The following is a 23,057-nucleotide window of genomic DNA, read 5'->3' as shown; positions in this document are numbered from 1 at the left end:
ACTGAAAAATTGATAGCAAATTATGTTAAGGAACAAGGTGTTGAAAAGGATTATAAAAGTTTGAAAAAGAATAATCAATTGAAATTATTTTAATGCCTCGTGGGCTTGCCCCGAGGATTATTTACTTGAAGGCAACTTGTGATTAAAACCATCAATCCAATCGCTAAAATAGTATTGAAACCTAAGGTCAATCATTAAATCCGAAAGAATAGTTAACTTATTCCGGGTGCGATGCTAGATACGACAGGCCAAGAGTTTATAGGGTCAGTATTAATAGGGTACTCTCCATTACGAGCTTGTATCCAAGGGCCATAAATATTATCTGGATTAAATAGGTTTTCATCAGAAATACTACTTCCGCCTTGGCGTGCAAATGTTGTAAATTGTTTAGGGTTTGATAATGTGTAATGCACACCAAAACTTACAAAAGGTGACCAACCACCTGTAGGTGACAAAAAAGCTCTAATACTTAGCAGGAAATATTCTAGTTGCATACCAATATCAAAATTTTCTTCACCAGAATGTGCACCTAGACGTTGACCATCGATTCCAAATTGACTAGCGTAAACCCAACGACCAAAATGATCTAATTTAGTTTTATTGTAAGAGATTTTACTTCTTAATTTAAAGTGATCATTGAAATAAGTATCAGAGGTATAGCAATTACAATCTGCTCTGTAAGAAAAGTTTATGTAATGAATTAATCCAATACCATAACCTGTATTTCCTATATTATTTTCTTCATTAAAGCGTTGTTCAAAGTCAGACCTAAACTGTACAGGACCAGTAATAACACCGATTTCATGTGAAAAGCCAAATTTGGCTTTTGAAGTCTATACTGCTAAAAATGTTATGCAGATTAGTAGTAATTGCCTTAATTTAAAGGTCATAGGTTTTATTTATTTGACTTAGTTATCAGCAAATAAAAAAAATATCGACGAAACTTAAAATAAAATGGACGAAATGCACTTTTATTGGAAATATTTAAAAATCCAAACCAAAGAATAATTTTTAAAAATAGATTGATAATTTTTAAAAAATTTACCACATTTTTTACAGATAATGTATCTTTGTTCTATAAATACTAGAATACATTAATAATAATTCAATATGAAAGAAAAAATTGAAGCATTTTTAGAGGAGGTAAGAACACGTAATGGTCACGAACCAGAATTTTTACAAGCTGTTGAAGAAGTTGCAGAAACAGTTATTCCATATATAGCTAAACACGATATTTATAACGGAAAAAATATTTTACTCCGTATGGTAGAGCCAGAAAGGTTAATCTCATTTAGAGTTTGTTGGGTTGATGATTCTGGGGAGCTACAAGTTAATCGTGGTTACAGAATACAGATGAACTCTGCTATAGGACCATATAAAGGAGGCTTACGTTTTCACCCATCAGTAAATGCTAGTATTTTAAAGTTCTTAGCTTTTGAGCAAGTCTTTAAAAATGCCTTAACAACTCTTCCTATGGGTGGTGGAAAGGGTGGTTCTGATTTCGACCCAAAAGGAAAGAGTGATAACGAGATTATGCGTTTCTGTCATTCTTTTATGTCAGAATTATCCAGACATATTGGTCACAATACAGATGTACCTGCTGGAGATATCGGCGTTGGTGCTAGGGAAATTGGTTTTATGTTCGGGATGTATAAAAAGCTTAAAAATTCTTTTACCGGAGTTCTTACAGGTAAAGGGCAATCTTGGGGAGGATCTTTAATTCGACCAGAAGCAACAGGTTACGGAAATGTATACTTTGCCGAAAACATGCTTAAAACAAAAGGAGATTCTTTTAAAGGAAAAAAGGTAGTTATTTCTGGTTCTGGTAATGTGGCACAATACGCTGCTGAAAAGGCTATAGAGCTTGGTGCAAAAGTTTTAACTTTTTCTGATTCTGGAGGATATGTATTAGATGAAGACGGTATTGATTCAGATAAATTAGCTTTTGTTATGGAGCTTAAAAATGAAAAGCGTGGGCGTATTAGCGAGTATGTTGATCAATATCCTAATGCAAAATATTTTAAAGGAGAGAGACCTTGGTCTGTAGCCTGTGATATAGCCTTGCCTTGTGCTACTCAAAATGAATTAAATGGAGAAGAGGCTAAACAATTAATTGATAATGGTTGTATGTGTGTATCTGAAGGTGCAAATATGCCATCTACTCCAGAAGCTATTCACGAATTTCAAAATACAAAGATTTTATTTGCTCCAGGAAAAGCCTCTAACGCAGGTGGTGTAGCTACTTCTGGTTTAGAGATGAGCCAGAATTCATTACGCTTAAGCTGGTCTAGAAAAGAAGTAGACGAGCGTTTAAAAGATATTATGGAAGATATCCACGATTCTTGTGTTGAATATGGTAAGACTGATGATGGTTCTATTGACTATATAAAAGGCGCAAATATTGCAGGCTTTGTTAAAGTTGCAGATGCTATGCTGGCACAAGGTGTTGTTTAATTAATAGTGTTTTTTAATTATAAAGCTTCTGTAATTATATTCAGAAGCTTTTTTTATATATGATATTAAAGAATTTACCGTTACTAATAATATCTTTGAGAAAATTAAGAAAAGTATGTTGAAACGATACACTCTCGTTTTTTTTATAATCATTTGCTCTATCTTTAAATTAGAAGCGCAAAAAGATTTTTCAACATTGTGGCACGACTACTTTTCATATTTTGAAATTGTAGATGTTACCAGAAGTGAATTTAAAATCTATGCAGCCTCGGAAAATGTTGTTTTTAGTTACGATGTAAACTCTAATGAGATTGAAAAAATCACTACAATTCAAGGACTATCTGGTGAGTTAATCTCTACAATAGAATTCAGTGAAGAAAGTCAACTTCTTTTAATAGGTTATGAAACAGGCCTTATTGAAATTTATTTTGAGTCCGATCAAAGTGTACTTTCTGTTGTAGACATATTAGAGAAAGAGAGTATAGACCCAAGTACAAAAACTATCAATGATTTTTACGAAAATGATGGCTTTGCTTACATTTCTACAAATTTTGGTGTTTCAGTATATGATTTACAACGATTAGAGTTTGGAGACACTTATTTTATAGGTAATAATAATACGCAAATTCCTGTAGAAAAAACAGCTGTTAGAAATGGGTCTATTTATGCCGCATGTAGCGCTGGAAATGGTATTAGAAAAGGACTTTTGTCCAATCCCAATTTAATAGACTCTAACCAATGGCAGGTATTAAGTTCAGGAAGTTATGTTTCTGTTGAGTCTGTTGAAGATAACTTATATGTTCTTAGAACTGATAGAACCTTATTAGAAATTGTTAATGATGTCCAATCTCCCATATTCAGTTTTGACTCGCTTCCTTTAGACTCTGAAGTTTCAGATAACCAAATGTTATACATCACTAATGGTTCTGTATTTATATTCGATGAGGAGGCAAATTTAAACACACAAATAAATCAAATACAAGATTTTCAAACTACATATACATCAGCAGTAGCCTTTGGGAGTGATATCTATATTGGTACTACTAGTTTTGGAGTATTAAGAACAAATACAGGTGATTTAAGTCTATTTACAGAAATACGACCTGACGGTCCATTACTTAATAGTTCATTTAGAATTCAGGCGTTTAGAGACGGATTGTGGATTACTTTTGGTGAGTTTGACCAGTTCTTAAATCCGTTTCCATTAAATAGTCTCGGTGTAAGTATATTAAGAGAAGATCAATGGCAAAATATACCTTTTGATAGTCTTCTAGGTATGAGAGAACTTAATAAGATTACTATTAACCCTAATAATCCCACTCAAGTATTTGTAAGTTCATTTATAGACGGTATTCTAGAATTTAATGATTTTCAACCTACTAATTTCTTTGACGAAACCAACAGTCCTTTTCAATCATCATCTCCTAATTTTTTAAGTATAAGAACAGGGCCATCAGGTTTTGATGACAACGGAAATCTTTGGAACTTGACAAGTCGAGTAGATTTGGCATTAAAATATTATACACCTGCAAGTGACCAGTGGCGCACGTTTAGCTTTGCCTCTTTTATAGAGAATCCTGTTAATGATGAAGTTGGTTTTTTCGATATGGTTGTAGATAACAATACAGGGACTAAGTGGATTGGTTCTGGAAATAATGGGTTAATTGGATTTAATGAAAATGAAAACCCTACAATAAAACAAATTGTTGATGAAAGACAGGGTTTGCCTACTGAGGTTATAAGGTCACTAGCTGTTGATAATTCTGGACAGCTTTGGATTGGAACAAAAAACGGATTACGTATCCTCTTCAATACTTCAGGTTTTTTTGAGGATGATGACATTATTGTCGAGCCTATCATCTTCCTAGAAGATGGTTTAGCTAGAGAGCTTTTAGAAAACCAAACAATAACAGATATTGAAGTTGATGGTTCTAATAACAAATGGATTGGGACCTTAGATTCAGGTGTTTTTTATTTTACACCTAATGGACAGACAACTATATATCATTTCACAACAGAAAGTTCTCCACTACCAACTAATGCAATAAATGATATCTCAATTGATGAAACAGATGGCACAGTCTATTTTGCAACACCAAAAGGACTATTATCTTTTAAAGCAGGAGGCTCATCTCCTGTTGAAGAATTAGACGACGCATATGCTTATCCAAACCCAGTCCGACCAGAATATAATATTTTAGGTTCAAATGATTTAAATGATATTAATAAAGGCGTTAAAGTTGTTGGCCTTACAGAAAACGTTAATGTAAAAATTACAGACGTTGAAGGCAATTTAGTTGCCGAAGCACAATCAAGAGTAAATAGAAGAAATTCTAATCTAAGAACTAATTTTGCTATAGATGGCGGTACAGCCATTTGGAATGGTAAGAATTTGGCTAATAATATTGTAGCTTCAGGAGTATATTTAATTATCATAAATGATTTAGATACATTTGAAAGTAAAATAATAAAGCTACTCATTGTTCGGTAAGCTATAGTTTATGATTATTAAGTCTAACCTTATTGTATTAAGCAAAATAAAATACAAAGACTACGATCTTATTGTCCGCGCTTACACAAAGCATCGTGGTTCGGTAAGCTATCTAATAAAAGGAGGGTTTAAATCTTCAAAAACTAATAGAGCTAAGAGTGTTTACTTTCAGCCTTTGATGCAACTTTCTGTAGAAGAGAACTACAAATCCAATCAGTCTTTGCAATACCTAAAAGATATTAAGACCAACTATCTTTATAAAACACTATACACAAATGTGTATAAAAGTGCTGTAGTTATGTTTCTTTCAGAATTACTGACAAATGTTTTAAAAGAAGAAGAGCAAAACGAAGATTTATTTCATTTTATAGAAACCGCCTTTCAGTATTTGGATAGTGAAGAACAATTTGCAAACTTTCATATTATATTTCTGCTGAGATTATCACGATATCTAGGGTTTCAACCTAACGAATCTAAAGCAGATAGTCATTTTTTCAATTTACGTACGGGATCTTTTGAAACAACTTCAAAAGGACATTATTCAGTTTCAGGTAAAAATTTAACATTGCTAAAACAGCTGCTAGGTACAAATTTTGATGAGGTGTATTTAGTAAAGATGAGTGCTAAAGAACGTCATGATGTTTTAAGTATGCTATTACTATATTTTGAGTTACATTTGGAAGGTTTTAAAAAACCAAAATCATTGACCATTTTAAGTGAAGTTTTTCGCTAATAATCCCCATATATATTGATTTTTTTGAAATTTAAAATATTATTTTTCTCATTTGTTATAGTTTCATGTTTAGTACAAGGACAGACTATTGTAGTTCTTGAAAAACTCTCTAAGGAACCTATTCCTGGAGTTGCTTTATATAATTTAAAAAAGAATAAATCTGTAGTCACAGATATTGATGGTAGAGCATCCTTAGATAATTTTTCAGACGATGAGGTTATTTATTTTCAAAATTTTCTATACACAAAAATTAAGCTTACCAAAAAAGAGATTGCAATGAGGGATTATAAGGTTTTTTTGAGCTTAACTGTAGAAGGCTTAAATCAAGTCGTTGTTTCTGCTTCAAAATTCGAGCAAAGTAGAAAAGATATTCCTCAGACTATAATTAGCTTAAACGCAACTGATATTGCGTTTGCTAACCCACAAACCAGTGCAGATGCTTTAGCAGAGGCTGGTAATGTTTTTATTCAAAAAAGTCAATTAGGTGGCGGAAGCCCAATAATTAGAGGATTTTCGACTAGTCGTTTGTTAATTGCAGTAGATGGCGTACGTATGAATAACGCTATTTTTAGAGGCGGTAATTTACAAAATGTCATATCTATCGACCCATTTTCACTAAACAATACTGAGGTCACACTTGGTGCTGGTTCCGTCGTTTATGGAAGTGATGCCATTGGTGGTGTTATGAGTTTTTATACCAAAAAGCCACAATTATCTTATAAAGACGAATTGTTTTTTAAGGCTAATGCTGTTTCAAGATTTTCTTCTGCTAATAATGAAAAAACAGGACATTTAGATTTCAGTTTGGGATATAAAAAATGGGGATTTTTGACGAGTGTTAGTTATTCGGACTTTGATGATTTGAGAATGGGACGCCATGGTCCTGATGATTATTTAAGATCACAGTTTGTAGAGACCAATAATAATATTGATGCATTGGTTGAAAACCCAGAACCGTTAGTTCAAACTCCTACAGGTTACAGTCAACTTAATCTGATGCAAAAGGTGCATTTTGAACCAGAAGATAATTTAAAGTTTGATTTGGGAATCCATTATTCTACCACATCCGAGTTTTCAAGGTACGACCGCTTAATAAGACCACGAGGTGGCGGCTTGCGCTCAGCTGAATGGAATTATGGACCCCAAAAATGGTTTATGAGTAACTTATCTGTTACTAAATTGAGTAGTAGTTCTAGTTTTTATGATAAAATAAAAGCTACAGCGGCTTATCAAAATTTTCAAGAAAGCCGAACAGATAGAGATTTTCAATCAGAAACACGAAGAACACGCTCGGAAAATGTAGATGCCTTGTCTTTTAATTTAGACTTAGAAAAAACACTCAACCCAAAATCTAGTCTGTTCTATGGATTTGAATATTTGTATAATACGGTAGGTTCTAAGGGTTTTAAAACCAATATCGCTACCAGTGAAAATACTTCTTCACTGACACGTTATCCAGATGGCTCGATTTGGCAATCTATTGGGGCTTACACGAGTTATAAGTACAAGCCTAATAATGAGTTTGTTTTTCAGTCAGGATTAAGATATAACCATATTATTACTACTTCAGATTTTACGGAAAATAATGTGTTTTTAAATTTACCATTTAGTACATCTGAAACTAATGCTGGAGCATTAACAGGTACAGCAGGTATTCGATGGATGCCAAATGAAATGATTGAATGGAATTTAAATGCATCAACTGCGTTTAGAGCACCAAATATAGACGATATAGGTAAGGTGTTTGATTCAGAGCCTGGAGCTGTTGTAGTGCCTAATAATGGTTTAAGACCAGAGTATGCCTATGGTGCAGAGCTAGGATTAAAATTAAACTTTAATGATAAGATAAAGCTAGATATGGCGACTTATTATACGTTTTTAGATAATGCGTTAATACGTCGTAATTTTACTCTAAATGGAGAGTCTCAAATTATTTATGATGGTGAGTTAAGTGATGTACAGGCGATACAAAACGCTTCGGAAGAGTATATCTATGGCTTTGAAGTAGGTGCGGAAATCAATTTTTCGGATAAGCTCAGACTAAGGTCTCAATATAATATCATTGGCGGTACTGAAGAAGCCGATGGAGTAGAAGTTCCAGTGAGGCATATTGCTCCTAATTTTGGTCGTACAAATCTTGTGTGGACATTCAAAAAGTTTAATTTTGATGCATTTGCGATATACAATGGTACTTTGTCTTTTGAAAATTTAGCACCATCAGAAATAAGCAAGGATTATCTTTATGCTAGCGATAAAAATGGAAATCCTTATTCGCCATCGTGGTATACTCTAAATTTCAGAGTACAGTACAAAATTAGTGAGAATTTGGTTGCAATAGGTAGTTTAGAAAACATCACAGATCAACGTTATAGGCCATATTCTTCAGGTATTGCAGGTGCAGGCAGAAACCTTATTTTGTCTGCTAAATATAGTTTGTAAAAAAGTCCCACTTTTACAAAAATGGGACTTATTCTGTTTTTTTATGGACACATGCTGTTCGCTATTAATCATTCCTTTGGGTGATAATATGTTTAGCATGCTCGTTTCATAATTAAAAGTTATTTAAGTTAACTTTAAATCTCTATTCTTTGTGTCCAGTCTAATGTAATAATTCCAGTAGTAAGAAAGGTGACTTTTTAAGCATAACGGATTGTTTTTATCTCACTTAATATACAAAGTAAGGAATTTACATTCTATTTTTGTACTATGAACCCTCAAAAAACCTATTCTATCTATGAAGCGCAAAAAGTGCTTGAAAACTACTGTGCATATCAGGAACGTTGCCATAAAGACGTTACAAATAAGCTTAAGAGTATGCGTATGATTCCTGAGGCTATTGATAACATTGTTGTTCACTTAATCACTAATAATTATTTAAATGAAGAACGTTTTACCAAAGCCTTTGTACGTGGAAAATTTCGAATTAAAAAATGGGGAAAAAATAGAATAATAAAAGAGTTAAAGTTCAGACAAATTTCTGATTATACTATAAAAAGCGGATTGAAAGAAATTGACTTAGATGATTATTTTAATACACTTCATGAATTAACTGAAAAACGAATAAGTCAAGTTAAAGAAAAAAATAGCTACAAGAAAAGGAAGAAGGTTGCAGACTACTTACTATACCGTGGTTGGGAATCTAACTTAGTCTATGAAAAAATTAATGAATTAATTAAGTAATCCCTTTTGCTCTATTTGTTCGGATTATAGCCTGCTCATTTTTCCAATCTATCCATTTTTGGCCTTTTAATTTTCGCATTAAATTATCATAACTACGCATAAAAAAGACATTATAGACGGCTTTTCCTAAATTTTTAGGCTTGCGTGCAATAGCGCGAAGACTCATAGAAAAACCCGGTGTTATATATTTCATATGATGCCAATACCCTTCAGGCATATACAATACTTCACCATGACTAAGGTTACAAACCCAGCCTTTTGCATTTTTAAGAGCTGGCCACTTATCAAAATCAGGACTTGAAAAATCTATATCTTCTCTTGTAATTAGAGAATGTGGAATTTTATATAGGTGCTTATTCTGTTTTTGGTCAAATAAAATACATTGTTTTTTACCTTCAAAATGAAAATGAAAAATGTTAGCTAAGTCAATATCGTAATGCATAAAAGTATGCGAGTCTCTACCGCCAAAAAATAACATGGGTAGGCTTTTCATAATTCGAATTCCAAAATCAGGGAAACTAAAATCTTTTTGAAGTTGAGGTACTTCTTTAAGAATATTCCAGAGAAAAATACGGTATTTAGTAGGCTTACGTTTAAGTAAGTCAACATAATCACTCATCTTCATCTTGGCATGCGCTTCATTAAAACCATCCTTATAATCCACTGGTCTGTCATCATATAAAGGTACTGTGATGTCTCCAGCAACTTCTTTCATGTAATCAAGACTCCATTTGGTATATGCTGGCCATTCTTCTACAAAACGCTCAATAACCACTGGCTTTTGGGGTCTGAAGTAATTTTTAATAAAATCCTCTTTTGTGATAGTTTTTACTCTAGGTATGTCTTGTAGATTCAACTTCAACTTCGAATAATTTAAAATTCAAATTTAGTAAAACGAATTTAAATTTAAATAATTGTGATAGAATACCAATCAAATTAGTTATAACCATTTAGATTCTTTTTCTGTAGCATCAAGAATATCTACGTTTAGCAAAGTTGCTATATCCTTTGCTTTTTTAAATGCGTCTTCGATATCATAGGTTCTGTAAGTTTCAATTCGCTTATTATTCTCATAAAATAAATTTAGCTTAATCACTTCCGTTTTTACATTCGCTTCTGCAGATGTTTGTCTCAATGTTGTAGTCTCAGTTGTTTTAAACACAGATACGTATTCTATTTCTGGTAACGGTTGCCACTTGCCTATGGTAAACCCTAAAATAGACTTTGTCTTTCGGTATTTTCTATCTGTAAAATCGAATTCGGAGCCTTCAATTAAAAGCATAAAAACACCCAGCCCGATAATTATAAAACCTCTAAAGTTTGAAAATAAAGAGTATATACCAACAGCCAAAAGGAGTAATCCCAAAATTGACTTCCATAGAGGAAGTTTTCTTTTGAAAGTGAATTTATCCATTATCATAAAAAACGAAAAATTCTACCCAATTAAGATAGAATTTAGTAAAACTGTCATTTAGAGCGTAGTCGATAAATCTCATATTTTAAAGAAGAGACCTTTCGACTGCGCTCAAGGTGACAGCGCTTTGGTTTTTAATTAATCTTCAGACTTTTCAATTGTAGCATCATCTGCTTCAATCTCCTTTTTGTCTTTTCCTTTAAGATACTCTGGTAAATCCATACCAGCCATGTTAAACATTTCTTGTAATGGAGGTACCGATTTGTACATTCCTGATATAAAGTTAGACGTTGATGACTTGCCATCTTTTCCGCCGCCATTTTCCCAAACAGTCACCTTATCTATCTTAATATTCTTAATAGCTTCGGCTTGTGTTTTTACCAACTCTGGTAATTTATCAGCAATTAATAAAAGTACAGCATCTTTAGAGTTATTGCCAGCAGCCTTTACGATTTCATCAAGACCAGCAGCTTGTTTGGTTAAGACTTCGTAAAGTCCTTTTGCTTCGGCTTGAGCTTTAAATAATATCGCATCAGCCTCACCTTTTGCACGTCTTCTTATACGCTCTGCTTCAGCTTCAGCATCAATTTCCACTTTCTTTTTATCAATTTCAGCAGGTACAATGATATCAGCCATTTGAGAAGAACGCTCTCGTTCAGCTCTCGCCAATTCGGCTTGTTGCTCAGCCGCATAAGATTCTTCTAGTGCTTTTGCAGATTGAACTTTTTCTGCCGCTATAGCCACACGCTCAGCTTCAGCTTCACGTTGACGACGTAACGAGTCAGAATTCGCAACCGAAATTTTCGCCGCATTTTCACCTTCAACAGCTTGTGCATTTGCTGCAGCAACCTGGGTTCTTTCATCTTGTACAGCGTTAGCTTCACCAATAGAACCATCTCTAGTTTTCTCTGCTACCGATTTACGAGCTGCGTTTATAGCATGTGCTGCAGCTTCTTTACCAAGAGCTTCGATATAGCCAGATTCGTCAACAATATCTGTAATGTTTACGTTAATTAATTTCAACCCAACCTTTTTTAGCTCGGTTTCAACAGATTGCGAAATATTAGCTAAAAACTTATCACGATCGTTATTAATTTCTTCGATATCCATTGATGCAACCACTAAACGTAATTGACCAAAAATGATTTCTTGTGCTAAATCTTGAATTTCGTTTTGTCCCAACCCTAATAAGCGTTCTGCAGCATTTTGCATAACGCCAGGCTCAGTTGAAATACCAATGGTAAAACGAGATGGTACATTAACACGAATATTTTGTTTAGAGAGTGCATTGACTAAATTAACTTCTATAGAAATTGGGGTTAAATCCAAGAATTCATAATCTTGAATTACCGGAAGAATAAAAGCAGCACCACCATGAATACACTTGGCAGATTGACCGCCACCAACTTTACCATATACAACTAGAATACGGTCAGACGGACAACGTTTGTAACGTTTTATAAGGATTATAATAGTCAATAATACAAATAGGACTACAAAAATGAGTAGCATAGGTCCGCCGATGCCTTCCATAATATTTTCTTGAAGTAGAATGTTGAGTAATTTCATATAGTTATAAATTTAGGATGGTTATTATTTTTTATTGTTCGATTAGATTGCCGTCATCAATTTGAGACGGCTCAATGGGTTTACGGGTTTGATCTACGATAAGGATTCCGTTTGAAGTCACGTCAACAACTTTTATAATTGTACCTGATTTTAAATCGGTTAATGCATCTGTGAGTGCATCAAGTTCGCGAACTGTACCTTGTACGTTAACACTTACTTTTCCGATTTTAGACCGGTCACGTCCAATGGTCAAATATACTTCGCCAATCGCGTCAATAGCATTTTTGTAATTTAATGTACCACTATCAGAAAGTTTGCTTATAAAGTAAAAGAGTGTAGCCATAATAAGCATCATCACTAACCCACAAATAATAGAAACAATAATGGTTATAGGTTTTGATACACCTGCGTCTAGGCATGCAATACCGCTCCAACCAAAAATGGTAAAAAAGCCAACAAGATTTTTAAAGCTTATAAACTGAAAGCCAGCACCTATATCACCATCAAAATCTGTATCTACATCTCCCAAATCATCAGCATCACCACCTGCAAATGCCATTATCATAACTATAGTAAAAATTACTGAGCCAACAAGTGCAATACTCCAATATACTTTTGCAAAAAGTTCTAAATTAGAAAACCAGTCTATCATAATTACAAGGCTTTTGATAAATTAATAAATATACAACCGAAAATTAGTTTTCAATTGCTCAATTGAAAGTTATTCTGTTTGAGTTATGCCGTCAAAAAAGTTATGCATACTTAGTTATAGGTACACGTTTTTTTCTGTTAGACAGAAAAGGTTTTGAAGTTTTTGATGGTTAATCAATACTAAATTGAACTTAAGAAATAAATAGCTCAATCTACTTTCAAAATATATGTAGCTAAAATCTGAGTTTTGTTACAGGTAATTGAATAATTATTTATGGATTGCTGAAAATAAAAAAGCCTGAAAGGAACTGACTCTGTCATTTCGAGCGGAGTCGAGAAATCTTGAATATTTTTCTTTTGATTACATTTCGACTCCGCTCGATGTCTCAGCAATATATTTAGACTTTTAAACTAGGCTTAAAATTGTGATGTAATATTTTCTTATTTAAACGTGTATCGTAATCCAAACAACACATTACTCGGAGGCATTGGTACAAATCCAGCTTCAATATAATCTGCATCAAAAATGTTGCTTGCTGTTATAGTAAGTTCCATTTGCTTTAATTGAATAGCTAATGAAGCATCCCAAACATTATACGTTTGTCCTGTAGTACGTTCGGCATATTTGTAAACGATATTTTGACGAACATTTTTAAAGAGTTGCGTACTTAATCTTGTGATATATTGATGCCTCAACGTGTTTAAAGAGTAACGTGATAAATCCGGGTTTTGATCCATAATATTATCATCTAAATATGAATATCCAAAAGCTAAAGTTTGATTAAACTCATTGATTTTAAAATTATAAGCTGCATCAACTTCTATACCTTGAGTATTAACATCTCTAATGTTTGTTGCAGTAAAAATACCAGTAGTAGTATTTGGTCTAATATAATCGATAAGATTTTCTGCATCTCTATTAAATACAGCTACAGAAGCGTTAAACTTAGGTGAAAAATACTTTAAACCAACTTCTTGAGAAAAAGCTTCTTCTGGTTCTAAATCTGGATTACCAGCTGTAGCAGGGTCGTTGTAAAATAAATCAGTGTATGTTGGGATGCGATAAGTATAACCAATATTTCCGTATGCTCTTAAATTATCTGTGATTGAGTAACCGATATCAATACCTGGAAAAGCGTTAAATTTAAAATCTGTAAAATAAGTTGCTGCAATACCTGGAGTAATATCTAGTTTGCCATCAGCCAGATTAAAACGGTGTTCTAAAAACGCTGTAGCCATAAAACGATTTCTGCTACCTAAGTTGTTACTTCTTAAGTCTACTTTAGCTAAATCTAAACCAAAACCAGTAACTCCTAAATTTGAAGTGTATGATGCATTAGCTTCTGCACCAACTTTGTTTGAAACGTGAAAGTTTCTAAAAAAAGTAGGTTCAAAACGTCTTAATAAAAACATATCTTGGTTACGTCTCCAATAGATACGAGGCGATACTTTAAACTTATCGTTTTTAAAAGTTGTCGTAAACGCTAGTAAACTATTTTGTGTTTCTTCATATTCATTGAAAGTAGGATTGGTAGTATAAAAATTTTCTGCACCAAACTTACGCTCCATAAACGTAGCAATCATTTGAATAGGCTGTTTGTCTTCATTGAAGGTGCTTTTTATAAAATAATTAGAATTATCATAGTCTGAATTTAAACGGTAACCTTCAGAAGTGACACGACCAATGTGAACAATATGGGATGAGTTTTCTAAATCAATACCAGCTGTAATGTTTCCGTTTAACTGACCAAAAGAACCAGTTTCAATATTAGCAGAAACGGTATTTTCAATATTTTTCTTGGTCACTATATTTATTGCGCCAGTAAATGCGTTTTGTCCAAAAACTCTGGCTGCTGGTCCTTTTACGATTTCGATACGCTCAATAACCTCAATTGGTAATGCAGCATTCATCGTATGATGACCTGTTTGTGCGTCGTCCATTTTTATACCGTCAATAAGTAATAAAGTTTGGTCAAATCCGCCACCGCGAATAAATAAATCGGCTTGACTACCGCCAGTACCTCGGCGTCTAATATCTACACCTGCAACTTGTTGCAATAAATCGGCAACGTTTACAGCTGCACTATTTTTAATATCACTTTTGGTAATAATATTTATGGTTCTTGAATTTTTTTTGAAGGGCAAATCTATACGTGATGAAGTCACAATAACTTCTTTTAAAGTATCTGTTTCTATTTCAGACTTTTCTTGTGCATTTATCTGAAATGTTGTGGCCAAAATAATAGCAATATAGCAGATGGAATTTTTCATCATTTAATTTTTATGAATACGTAAATATAACTTTTGCAAAAGTGGTAACTTTCCGGACGATTAAAATAGTCCAGTTTTAAAATAATGAATAGTCCGGTTAAACAAATCATAAAACAACTTATTTCATTTGATAAAAGTAGTATTCAGCCTTTATATATTCAGGTAGCACAACAAATTATAAATGCAATACAACGTGGTTATTTAGCTAAAGGAAGCAAATTACCTGGAACACGTATTTTGAGTGATATATTAAAGATTCATCGCAATACAGCTGTGGCGATTTATGACGAATTAGCTTCACAAGGTTGGGTGGATATCATAGCAAACAAAGGCACTTTTGTTTTAATACCAGATGACAATTCTACAAAGATTATAGCTTCAGGTCAAAAGATAAATGAAGCATACGATTATCCTAAAAATTCTGGTTTTCCTTTTCAGCAGTCTCTTAATTTGGCATCGACCGAAGATAAAACGACTTCCAAGTATATAATTAATGATGGTAAACCCGATTTACGTTTACATCCAACCCACCAATTTTCGAGATGGTATGCTGCCGCGATGAAACGAAAATCTCTCATCAATAAATGGAATATAACGCATATCGAATCGGTTTCGGTATTTAAAACTCAGCTTTGTAACTATTTAAATGCTACTCGTGGCTTTAGAATTTCATCTAAGAGCATCGTCAATACGAGAAGCGCCGAAATGAGTTTGTACATCGTATCACAACTCTTAATAGAACCGCAAGATTTAGTTTTGGTAGGTCAGTTAAGTAATTATGCGTCTAACATGATTTTTCAGCAAGCAGGTGCGACGATAAAAACCGTACCCGTTGATGATGATGGTTTAGATGTAGATTACATAAAAAAACACTTCCTTAAAAAAAGCATAAGATGTGTCTACGTCAATGCAAATAGAGATTATCCAACAACTGTAACCTTAAGCGCAAAGCGTAGATTACAGCTATTACAATTAGCTAAAGATTACGGCTTCGCTATCATAGAAGATGATTTTGATAATGATTTTCAGTTTGATGGCTCTGCTATGTTACCTATGGCAACTGCAGATACTAGTGGTATGGTTATTTATTTGGGGAAGCTGGGTCAGTCGTTATTTCCAAGTTTTCATACAGGATTTATAGTTGCACCAGATAATTTTGTTTCAGAGGCTAAAAACTATCTTCAATTACTAGATAAGCAAGGTGATTTAATACAAGAGCAAATGTTGTCTGAGCTTATTTCTGAAGGTGAAATATACCGACTTAAAAAGAAGAATAGTATAACTTATAAAAGGCGACGCGATTGTGCATGTCATTTTTTAGAACACTATTTTAGAGGTATTATAAAGTTTAATGTGCCATCTGGTGGATTAGCAATTTGGCTTCAGTTTGAAGATAATATGTCGTTAATTAAACTCGCTGAAGAAGCTAAAAAGCTAGACTTATTTCTACCAAAAACTATCTTATATCAAAACAAGAGCACTTGTGCCATACGCTTTGGTTTTGGACATTTAAATGAGGCTGATATTGAAACTGTGATTAAAAAATTAAAAAACTCTTACAATAACCTTATTAATCCTTAATAGGAAATGTCGTCTTACAATTTTCACATTGGTATTGATAACGTGTACTAAAAGGCAATGTGCCAAATAGAAAACCGATAATAAAGGCGAAGAAAGATTTAAAATCAGAGATAGTGCTAAATAGCTCTACTCGATTTTGACCACAATTAGGACAAATAATTGGGTTACCATCATCGTCTAACGAATATGCCTTTATAGATTGTAAAACCTCCATTGCAGCCTCTTTGTCTTTTGCTAAGACTTTAAGTTTTACGCCACCAATAGCATTACTTACCAATGGGTCAGTATCAATAGTAAAGTTGTCTCTCAGAAAAACTTCGATGCCATCGGACTCCATATGTCCTTTTATAATTTGAGCTTCTGAGGTGTATTGAAATTTAGCTATGGTGATGAAGGTTTTTTCCATTTGATAAAGATGCGTTTGTTTAAATTTAATCTGTATATCCTTAAAGTGTAATAATCAGAATGTATCTGTCATTTCGAGCGTGGTCACAGAGCGTAGTCGAAGTGTAGTCGAGAAATCTAAGTTCTTGATTTGCAAGACATTTCGACTTTAGTTTATACTGAGCACAGTCGAAGTACTCAATGTGACAGAATGTGTTTGAAATCTAAATTATTACTGATTACGGACAAACAAAAAATTTAAAATTCTAAAAAAAACATCATTCGATATATCGGACTTTTTTATGTTGTTGGTAAAAATTTTTATCTATCCATTTATGATAACCCCGTTCTCTGGCATCAAGTAAATCAATGTTTAATTTATCTGCAAAGAAAAAGGCTTCTTCTATGACTTTTTCAAAGTCATCATAAGCAAATAAATTTATAATTTGGTTTTTGTTATGCCACAAATTTACTTCAATACCTTTAGGGGTTTTGAATACTGAGACATATTCTGGATTTTCAATATCTTTCCATTTCTTTCTTATTGTCAGAGGACCAATTTCTATTTCATATTTAATTTTTCGCTTACTGAAATTAAGATAAATACATTTAGTTCGTAATCCAGGAATAATGATTGAATTGAAAAGAATATATCCTGTAAGAGCAATCAAAAAAAAAGCATAAAAATTTAGTCTCACATTAGTAAATATATAATAGCAAAAGCCTGTCTGTATTGTGAGCGCCGCAGAAACTGCAACGATATCTAAAATTGAAGATTTTGGCTCTCTTATAGTAAATTCTTTCTCTATCATTAGAACAAATATAATTATTGTATTTAAAGTTTAGTTATATAAAAATTATTGAAAAACAATAATTATTTGAAATGAGAAAGCTTCAAATTCTAAAAGCTATCGTAGATTTTATTTGGATTTTATGGTGTATACCATCAGCAATACTTTTAATACTGTTTATTTATTTTTCCTTTTCAAGTCCAGAAAGCATTAACGTATTTTTAGATTTTGAAAAAGATGCGGTTGATTTTTCTGATCTTAGCGTAAAGCTGTTTTTGTTTGTTTTTATAATCTTATTTTACGTCTGTTTTTATTGTTTCTATTTATTTAGAAAAACAATACGCTATTTTCAGCAGGTAAAACCATTCCATGTAGATGTTATTAAAAACTATTATAAAATAGGATATTTGCTTAGTATAGTTGGTTTAACAGCTACAATACTTCTACCGCTTTCAAGGCTTATTATTCAGAATAAAATAAAATTAACATTAGGCGTAACACCTTATTTGGGTATTATGTGTTTAGGCCTATTTTTTATGGTCTTAAGTGAAGTGTTTAAAGTAGCAAAGCACGCCAAAGAAGAAAACGAATTAACTATATAATTATGAAAAAAATAAAACTACTACACAGCTTCATCATTTTGCTCATCATTTTGTTTAGTATTCATTTTGCAACAAATATTTACTTAATATTTTACTCACCTTATTATGGTAACTTGATTGGTGATTCTTATAATTTTTTAATTTTTGGTTTTTATACTCAATTTATAGGATTTGTTTTCTCTCTGATTTCGTTTATAGCATTATTTTTTATTAAAAGTGGATTGTATAGTACTCTAAAAAATGGCTATTTCAATAAAGTAAGTTCAAAGAAATTTAAAATAGCTGGACGATTATTTTTTATATCTGGAAGTTTAAGTTTGACTTGGGATGTTTTCTTGTTATTTTATACTAATGGAGAAACTCTTTTTGAAGGAATCAGTTCCAATATACTATTAATTTTTATTGGTTTTAGTCTTTTAATAATATCTGATTTCATAAATAATGGCAATGTATTAAAACAAGAAAATGATTTAACTATTTAATTATGAAAACTATTAAAATCTTAAAAATTATAATTTCAGTTTATTATTATCTTCTAATTATGGCTTTTATTATGCTAATGATTAGTTTTTCAATAGATCTATTAATTACGGATACCACAAAAATCCCAAAGATTTTAAACTTGCCTTCACTTTTTACAGAAATGAAAACAAATCTAAAAATAGTAATGTTTATTTTGGCAATACTTATGTTTTATGTATTAATTAAAGCACTACATAACATAAAAAAATGTTTGATAGATTTATCTTATGGTACTATTTTTTCTCAAGATGTGGTTTCAAGTTTTAAAAAATCAGGAATGTTTTTTCTAATTGCTGGTTTTGTAGAGTTACTGACTCAATTTGTATTAGCGTTTTTTGATAATGGAAATTTTAGAATTCTTGATTCTAGTATGATTTTATATTTTGTTATTGGTTTGTTTTTTAAATTCTTAAGTGAAGTATTCCTGAAAGGATTAAACCTTCAACAAGAAAACGATCTAACCATATAACTCATGTCCATAAAAGTAAACTTAGACATCATGTTGGTTAAGCGAAATATGAAAAGCAAGGAACTTGCGGAGATTATCGGTATCACCACTGCTAATATGTCTATTTTAAAATCGGGGAAAGCAAAGGCAGTACGATTCTCGACTTTAGAAGCGATTTGCAAAGCCTTGGATTGCCAGCCAAGTGATATTTTAGAATATGTCAATGAATAATATAGTATACGGAACTGTAACATCTGATGACCAATTGAAACAGATTCTTAAACTTCAAAAAAAGAATCTATTCACCACCATTACCAAGGAAGAACGAAAATCTGAAGGTTTTGTAACCGTTAGTCATTCTTTCGATGTCTTAAAACGAATGAACGATGCCCAACCTCACATCATTGCTAAAGATGGTGATACGGTTGTTGGTTATGCGCTTTGCATGCTTAAGCAGTTTAAGGCTGATGTTCCCTTGCTTGTCCCTATGTTTGACTTTATGGATTCTGTTTTAGAGATTAAAAACTTATCTGATCTAAAGTTCGTGATTATGGGACAGATTTGTATTGATAAGGCTTATAGGAAACAGGGTGTTTTTGGAGAATTATATAAAAAGATGAGCTCAGAACTAAAGGAAAACTTTGACATTATTATTACAGAAGTAAATACAAAAAATAAACGTTCTTCATTTGCACATCAAGCAGTAGGATTTGAAACTCTAGATATGCATTCAGCCCATGGTGAGGAATGGGAGCTTATTCTTCTAAAATTATAATTTCAAATTATACCTCAGATAGAAATATTTCGTTGATAAACCATACATAAACTATACAACAAGTTAATTGTATTGTGCATCAATACATAGTTTAATATCTTCATACATTAAACCTTAATGTTGAGTGTAAAAAATCAAATAATCCTCATATTCTTATTGTTTTCCGGCTCTATACTGCATGCGCAACTCAATGCAACAACCATAGGAGATGCTGTAAATCAAGGTGATAATTGCTTTATAATTACTCAAGATTTAGATTTTCAATCTGGTGGCGTTTGGTATGATAATGCCATAGATTTTGATAATGATTTCACGATTAATTATCAAAATAACTTTGGAAATAAGGACAATGATGGCGCTGATGGTATGGCACTTGTTTTTAAAAGAAATTCAACGCCTCAATTAGGAAATGCTGGTGGCGGTATGGGATATCAAGGTATAGCAGAGTCTTTAATTATAGAATTTGACACCTATCAGAATAATATCCCTTCTGAAGGTCTTTTAGCAGATCCTTTTTTTGACCATATTGCTATCCAAAGAGATGGCAATCCTTTTCATAACAATTCAAGCGCAAATTTAGCTGGTCCTATACAGGCAAGTCTTACATCTCAGAATATTGAAGATGGCAATACACATGAAATTAAAATCGACTGGAATGCCACTACCGAAATATTAAGTGTGTTTTTTGATTGTGAATTACGTCTTACTTTAAATTTAGATATCAAGAATGTTATTTTTTCTGATGACGATTCTGTCTTTTTCGGATTTGTAGGATCAACAGGTGGCTTATCTAATTTGCATCAAGTCTGTTTTAATAGTATTTCATTTATTGATAATCTACAATTACAAAACGAAACTATATGTCAGAATAATGACATTCAAGTAGATGCAACTATTCCTAGTGGTGTAACTTATACTTGGTTACCAACCATAGGAGTAAGTAATCCTAATATTGCTAACCCTACATTTTCTCCAAATAGCACAACTATTTATACAGTGACTATTAGTGATATTTGTGGAGATACTACGGTAGATGATTTTCTATTAGTGGTTTTACCAGTTGAAACACCTACATTTAATTCTGTAGGACCTATTTGTGAAGGTGGCTCATTGACATCTTTACCAACAACATCTTTGGAAGGCATTACAGGCACATGGTCGCCTACATTAAATAATACGACAACAACAACTTATACATTTACTTCAAACGCTAATAGTTGTGCAAATCAGACAACGCTAGATATTGTTGTCATACCACTAACGGAGCCTACGTTTGATGCTATAGATCCGATATGTGAAGGAGATACAATCACAGCTTTACCCACAACGTCTAATAATGGTATTACTGGTACATGGTCACCAGCTTTAGACAATACTGTAACAACGATTTATACATTTACACCAGATTTTGGTCAAGGTTGTGTAGATACGACTACACTACAAATTGATGTTACGCCTCCAACAACTCCAAGCTTTGATACGGTTAGTCCTGTTTGTGAAGGAGATACAATGACACCATTACCAACGACATCACTCAATGGCTTTACAGGAATATGGTCACCAGCATTAGATAATACAACGACGACGACTTACACATTTACGCCAGATGCTATGCAATGTGCAGAAATTGCAACCTTGCAAATTGTCGTAAATACACCTATTAATCCAACTTTTGATGCCGTTGACACAATATGCGAAGGAGATGCCTTAGCGGCATTATCAACAACATCTAACAACGGTATTACTGGGACTTGGTCACCAGCTCTAGATAATTCTACGACTACGATATATACATTTACACCAAGTGCAGCAGAATGTGCTAATACTACAACTTTACAAATTGAAGTGTTATCAAGGATTGACCCAATTTTCGATGCTGTGCCAGCCATCTGCGAAGGTGGTATTCTAACCGATTTACCAACGACATCCAATAATGGTATTTCTGGTGCATGGTCACCAGTCCTAAATAATAGTGCTACAACAACCTATACATTTACGCCAAATATAGATGAGTGTGCCAATACAGCACTATTAACTATAGATGTAACACCGAATACAACACCAACTTTTGATGTTGTAAACCCGATTTGTCCAGGTGAGTTTTTGGCAGAACTACCATTAACGTCTAACAACGGAATAACAGGGACATGGTCGCCAGCTTTGGATAATACAATAACAACAATCTACACATTTACGCCAGATACAGGTCAAGGTTGTGTCGTAAATACCACATTAGAAATTGTGGTGACACCACCAGTAGTACCAACGTTTAATTTACCAGAATCCATTTGCGAAGACGAAATCACAAATCCATTGCCAACAATTTCCTTGGAAGGTATTACAGGTGCTTGGTCACAGCCGATAAATAACCAAATGACCACGACCTATACATTTACACCAGATCCAAATCAATGTGCATCTAGTATTGAAGCAACAATAGATGTTATTCCGTTTAGTCAATTGGAATTTACCATTGAATTAATTTCGGAAGCATTTAGTAGTAATCAAATTGTTGAGGTTACTGTAACTGGCGGAAACCGTATGTATGAATACCAATTAGATAATGGACCATGGGTAAATAATAATACATTTATGAATATTACAGGCTGTGACGACCATATCATGAAAGTGAGACAAATCGATGGTTGTAGTAATATTGCAACAGATACATTTACGGTGCTGGATTATCCTAAATTTTTCACACCAAATGGCGATAGTGACAATCCAACTTGGAATATCAATTGTCTACGTGATAGACCAGGAACACTCATTACTATTTTTAATAGATATGGAAAATTATTAAAACAAATAAGCCCAAACAGTCCAGGTTGGGATGGCACATTTAACGGAAACCTTATGCCGACAAGCGACTATTGGTTTAGAGCAGATTATTTTGATGACGACGGAAATGCGACAACTTTTTCATCGCACTTTTCATTAAAGCGATAACCTTAAAGAAAATTATCTAAAATAAAAGATTTTCAAAATTGTATATTGGGAGTTTAATATACATCATATGAAACGCACACTTTTATTTCTTTCGATTCTTTGTTTATTCGCTTTTAGGTTTAATACCTCGAGGCTTGCCTCGTTAATTATTACTATTTTGTGACTCGATGTCACAGAATAGTAAATATATCCATAAAAGTCATAATGTTACAGTTTTACTATATCATTTTGTGAGCAGTGCA

20 protein-coding genes are annotated in these 23,057 nt (G+C 32.9%); 12 read left to right on the top strand and 8 right to left on the bottom strand.

What is annotated here, in order from left to right; genetic code table 11:
• Positions 1-212: 212 nt before the first annotated feature.
• On the bottom strand, positions 213-494 hold the full coding sequence (locus HKP48_RS05190; RefSeq protein WP_296343537.1) for a hypothetical protein: 282 nt from the start codon (positions 492-494) through the stop codon (positions 213-215).
• 616 nt (positions 495-1,110) lie between these two features.
• On the opposite strand from HKP48_RS05190, the gene gdhA reads away from it, so the two are divergent.
• The 5 genes from gdhA (at position 1,111) to HKP48_RS05165 (ending at position 8,858) form a co-directional block, all read left to right on the top strand.
• Entirely contained in the window at positions 1,111-2,454 is a 1,344-nt protein-coding gene (gdhA, locus tag HKP48_RS05185) for an NADP-specific glutamate dehydrogenase (protein WP_296343535.1), read from the top strand.
• A 118-nt stretch (positions 2,455-2,572) separates the two neighbouring features.
• Positions 2,573-4,945 (top strand): two-component regulator propeller domain-containing protein, encoded by a 2,373-nt coding sequence (locus tag HKP48_RS05180; protein WP_296343533.1) that lies wholly within the window; start codon positions 2,573-2,575, stop codon positions 4,943-4,945.
• Between the two features lie 10 nt (positions 4,946-4,955).
• Complete coding sequence (gene recO, locus HKP48_RS05175; protein WP_296343530.1) at positions 4,956-5,678, top strand: DNA repair protein RecO; 723 nt, start codon at positions 4,956-4,958, stop codon at positions 5,676-5,678.
• A gap of 24 nt (positions 5,679-5,702) precedes the next feature.
• Positions 5,703-8,117, top strand: coding sequence for a TonB-dependent receptor (locus HKP48_RS05170; RefSeq protein ID WP_296343528.1), 2,415 nt, complete (start codon positions 5,703-5,705; stop codon positions 8,115-8,117).
• A 267-nt stretch (positions 8,118-8,384) separates the two neighbouring features.
• A complete protein-coding gene (locus HKP48_RS05165) occupies positions 8,385-8,858 on the top strand; it encodes a regulatory protein RecX (protein WP_296343525.1) in 474 nt (157 codons plus the stop codon).
• Here the strand turns inward: HKP48_RS05165 and HKP48_RS05160 are convergent.
• From HKP48_RS05160 to HKP48_RS05140, 5 genes are all read right to left on the bottom strand, one after another.
• Positions 8,851-9,720 carry a cupin-like domain-containing protein gene (locus HKP48_RS05160; RefSeq protein ID WP_296343522.1) on the bottom strand — a complete coding sequence of 290 codons (870 nt, stop codon included), beginning with the start codon at positions 9,718-9,720 and terminating at the stop codon, positions 8,851-8,853. The two genes, HKP48_RS05165 and HKP48_RS05160, sit on opposite strands and share 8 nt — an antisense overlap.
• A 78-nt stretch (positions 9,721-9,798) precedes the next feature.
• Positions 9,799-10,224 (bottom strand): hypothetical protein, encoded by a 426-nt coding sequence (locus HKP48_RS05155; protein ID WP_296343520.1) that lies wholly within the window; start codon positions 10,222-10,224, stop codon positions 9,799-9,801.
• A 186-nt stretch (positions 10,225-10,410) separates the two neighbouring features.
• A complete protein-coding gene (locus HKP48_RS05150; RefSeq protein WP_296343518.1) occupies positions 10,411-11,841 on the bottom strand; it encodes a flotillin family protein in 1,431 nt (476 codons plus the stop codon).
• Positions 11,842-11,872: 31 nt separating this feature from the next.
• A complete protein-coding gene (locus HKP48_RS05145) occupies positions 11,873-12,493 on the bottom strand; it encodes a hypothetical protein (RefSeq protein ID WP_296343516.1) in 621 nt (206 codons plus the stop codon).
• A 440-nt stretch (positions 12,494-12,933) separates the two neighbouring features.
• Positions 12,934-14,763 (bottom strand): TonB-dependent receptor, encoded by a 1,830-nt coding sequence (locus HKP48_RS05140; RefSeq protein ID WP_296343539.1) that lies wholly within the window; start codon positions 14,761-14,763, stop codon positions 12,934-12,936.
• Between the two features lie 84 nt (positions 14,764-14,847).
• Here HKP48_RS05140 and HKP48_RS05135 point away from each other — a divergent pair, with 84 nt between their 5' ends.
• Positions 14,848-16,344 (top strand): PLP-dependent aminotransferase family protein, encoded by a 1,497-nt coding sequence (locus HKP48_RS05135; RefSeq protein WP_296343514.1) that lies wholly within the window; start codon positions 14,848-14,850, stop codon positions 16,342-16,344.
• On the opposite strand, the gene HKP48_RS05130 is transcribed toward HKP48_RS05135, so the two are convergent.
• Together HKP48_RS05130 and HKP48_RS05125 are read right to left on the bottom strand one after the other, a co-directional pair.
• Complete coding sequence (locus HKP48_RS05130; protein ID WP_296343512.1) at positions 16,334-16,750, bottom strand: DUF2007 domain-containing protein; 417 nt, start codon at positions 16,748-16,750, stop codon at positions 16,334-16,336. The genes HKP48_RS05135 and HKP48_RS05130 overlap by 11 nt on opposite strands.
• 256 nt (positions 16,751-17,006) lie before the next feature.
• A complete protein-coding gene (locus tag HKP48_RS05125) occupies positions 17,007-17,540 on the bottom strand; it encodes a hypothetical protein (RefSeq protein WP_296343509.1) in 534 nt (177 codons plus the stop codon).
• A gap of 71 nt (positions 17,541-17,611) precedes the next feature.
• On the opposite strand from HKP48_RS05125, the gene HKP48_RS05120 reads away from it, so the two are divergent.
• From HKP48_RS05120 to HKP48_RS05095, 6 genes are all read left to right on the top strand, one after another.
• A complete protein-coding gene (locus tag HKP48_RS05120) occupies positions 17,612-18,121 on the top strand; it encodes a DUF2975 domain-containing protein (RefSeq protein ID WP_296343507.1) in 510 nt (169 codons plus the stop codon).
• Between the two features lie 2 nt (positions 18,122-18,123).
• Complete coding sequence (locus HKP48_RS05115; RefSeq protein ID WP_296343505.1) at positions 18,124-18,603, top strand: hypothetical protein; 480 nt, start codon at positions 18,124-18,126, stop codon at positions 18,601-18,603.
• 2 nt (positions 18,604-18,605) lie between these two features.
• Positions 18,606-19,112: a DUF2975 domain-containing protein gene (locus tag HKP48_RS05110; RefSeq protein ID WP_296343503.1), complete on the top strand. Its 507-nt coding sequence runs from the start codon at positions 18,606-18,608 to the stop codon at positions 19,110-19,112.
• 3 nt (positions 19,113-19,115) lie between these two features.
• Positions 19,116-19,322: a helix-turn-helix transcriptional regulator gene (locus HKP48_RS05105; RefSeq protein WP_296343502.1), complete on the top strand. Its 207-nt coding sequence runs from the start codon at positions 19,116-19,118 to the stop codon at positions 19,320-19,322.
• Positions 19,315-19,866 (top strand): GNAT family N-acetyltransferase, encoded by a 552-nt coding sequence (locus HKP48_RS05100; protein WP_296343500.1) that lies wholly within the window; start codon positions 19,315-19,317, stop codon positions 19,864-19,866. Before HKP48_RS05105 ends, HKP48_RS05100 begins: the two co-directional genes overlap by 8 nt.
• A 117-nt stretch (positions 19,867-19,983) precedes the next feature.
• Positions 19,984-22,815, top strand: a complete 2,832-nt coding sequence (locus tag HKP48_RS05095; RefSeq protein ID WP_296343498.1) for a T9SS type B sorting domain-containing protein — start codon at positions 19,984-19,986, stop codon at positions 22,813-22,815.
• Positions 22,816-23,057 lie beyond the last annotated feature (242 nt).

The sequence above is a fragment of the Winogradskyella sp. genome (assembly GCF_013042245.1).
Lineage (GTDB): Bacteria > Bacteroidota > Bacteroidia > Flavobacteriales > Flavobacteriaceae > Winogradskyella.
Note: the sequence above shows the minus strand (reverse complement) of the source record. Positions and strands in the feature narration are given on the sequence as shown.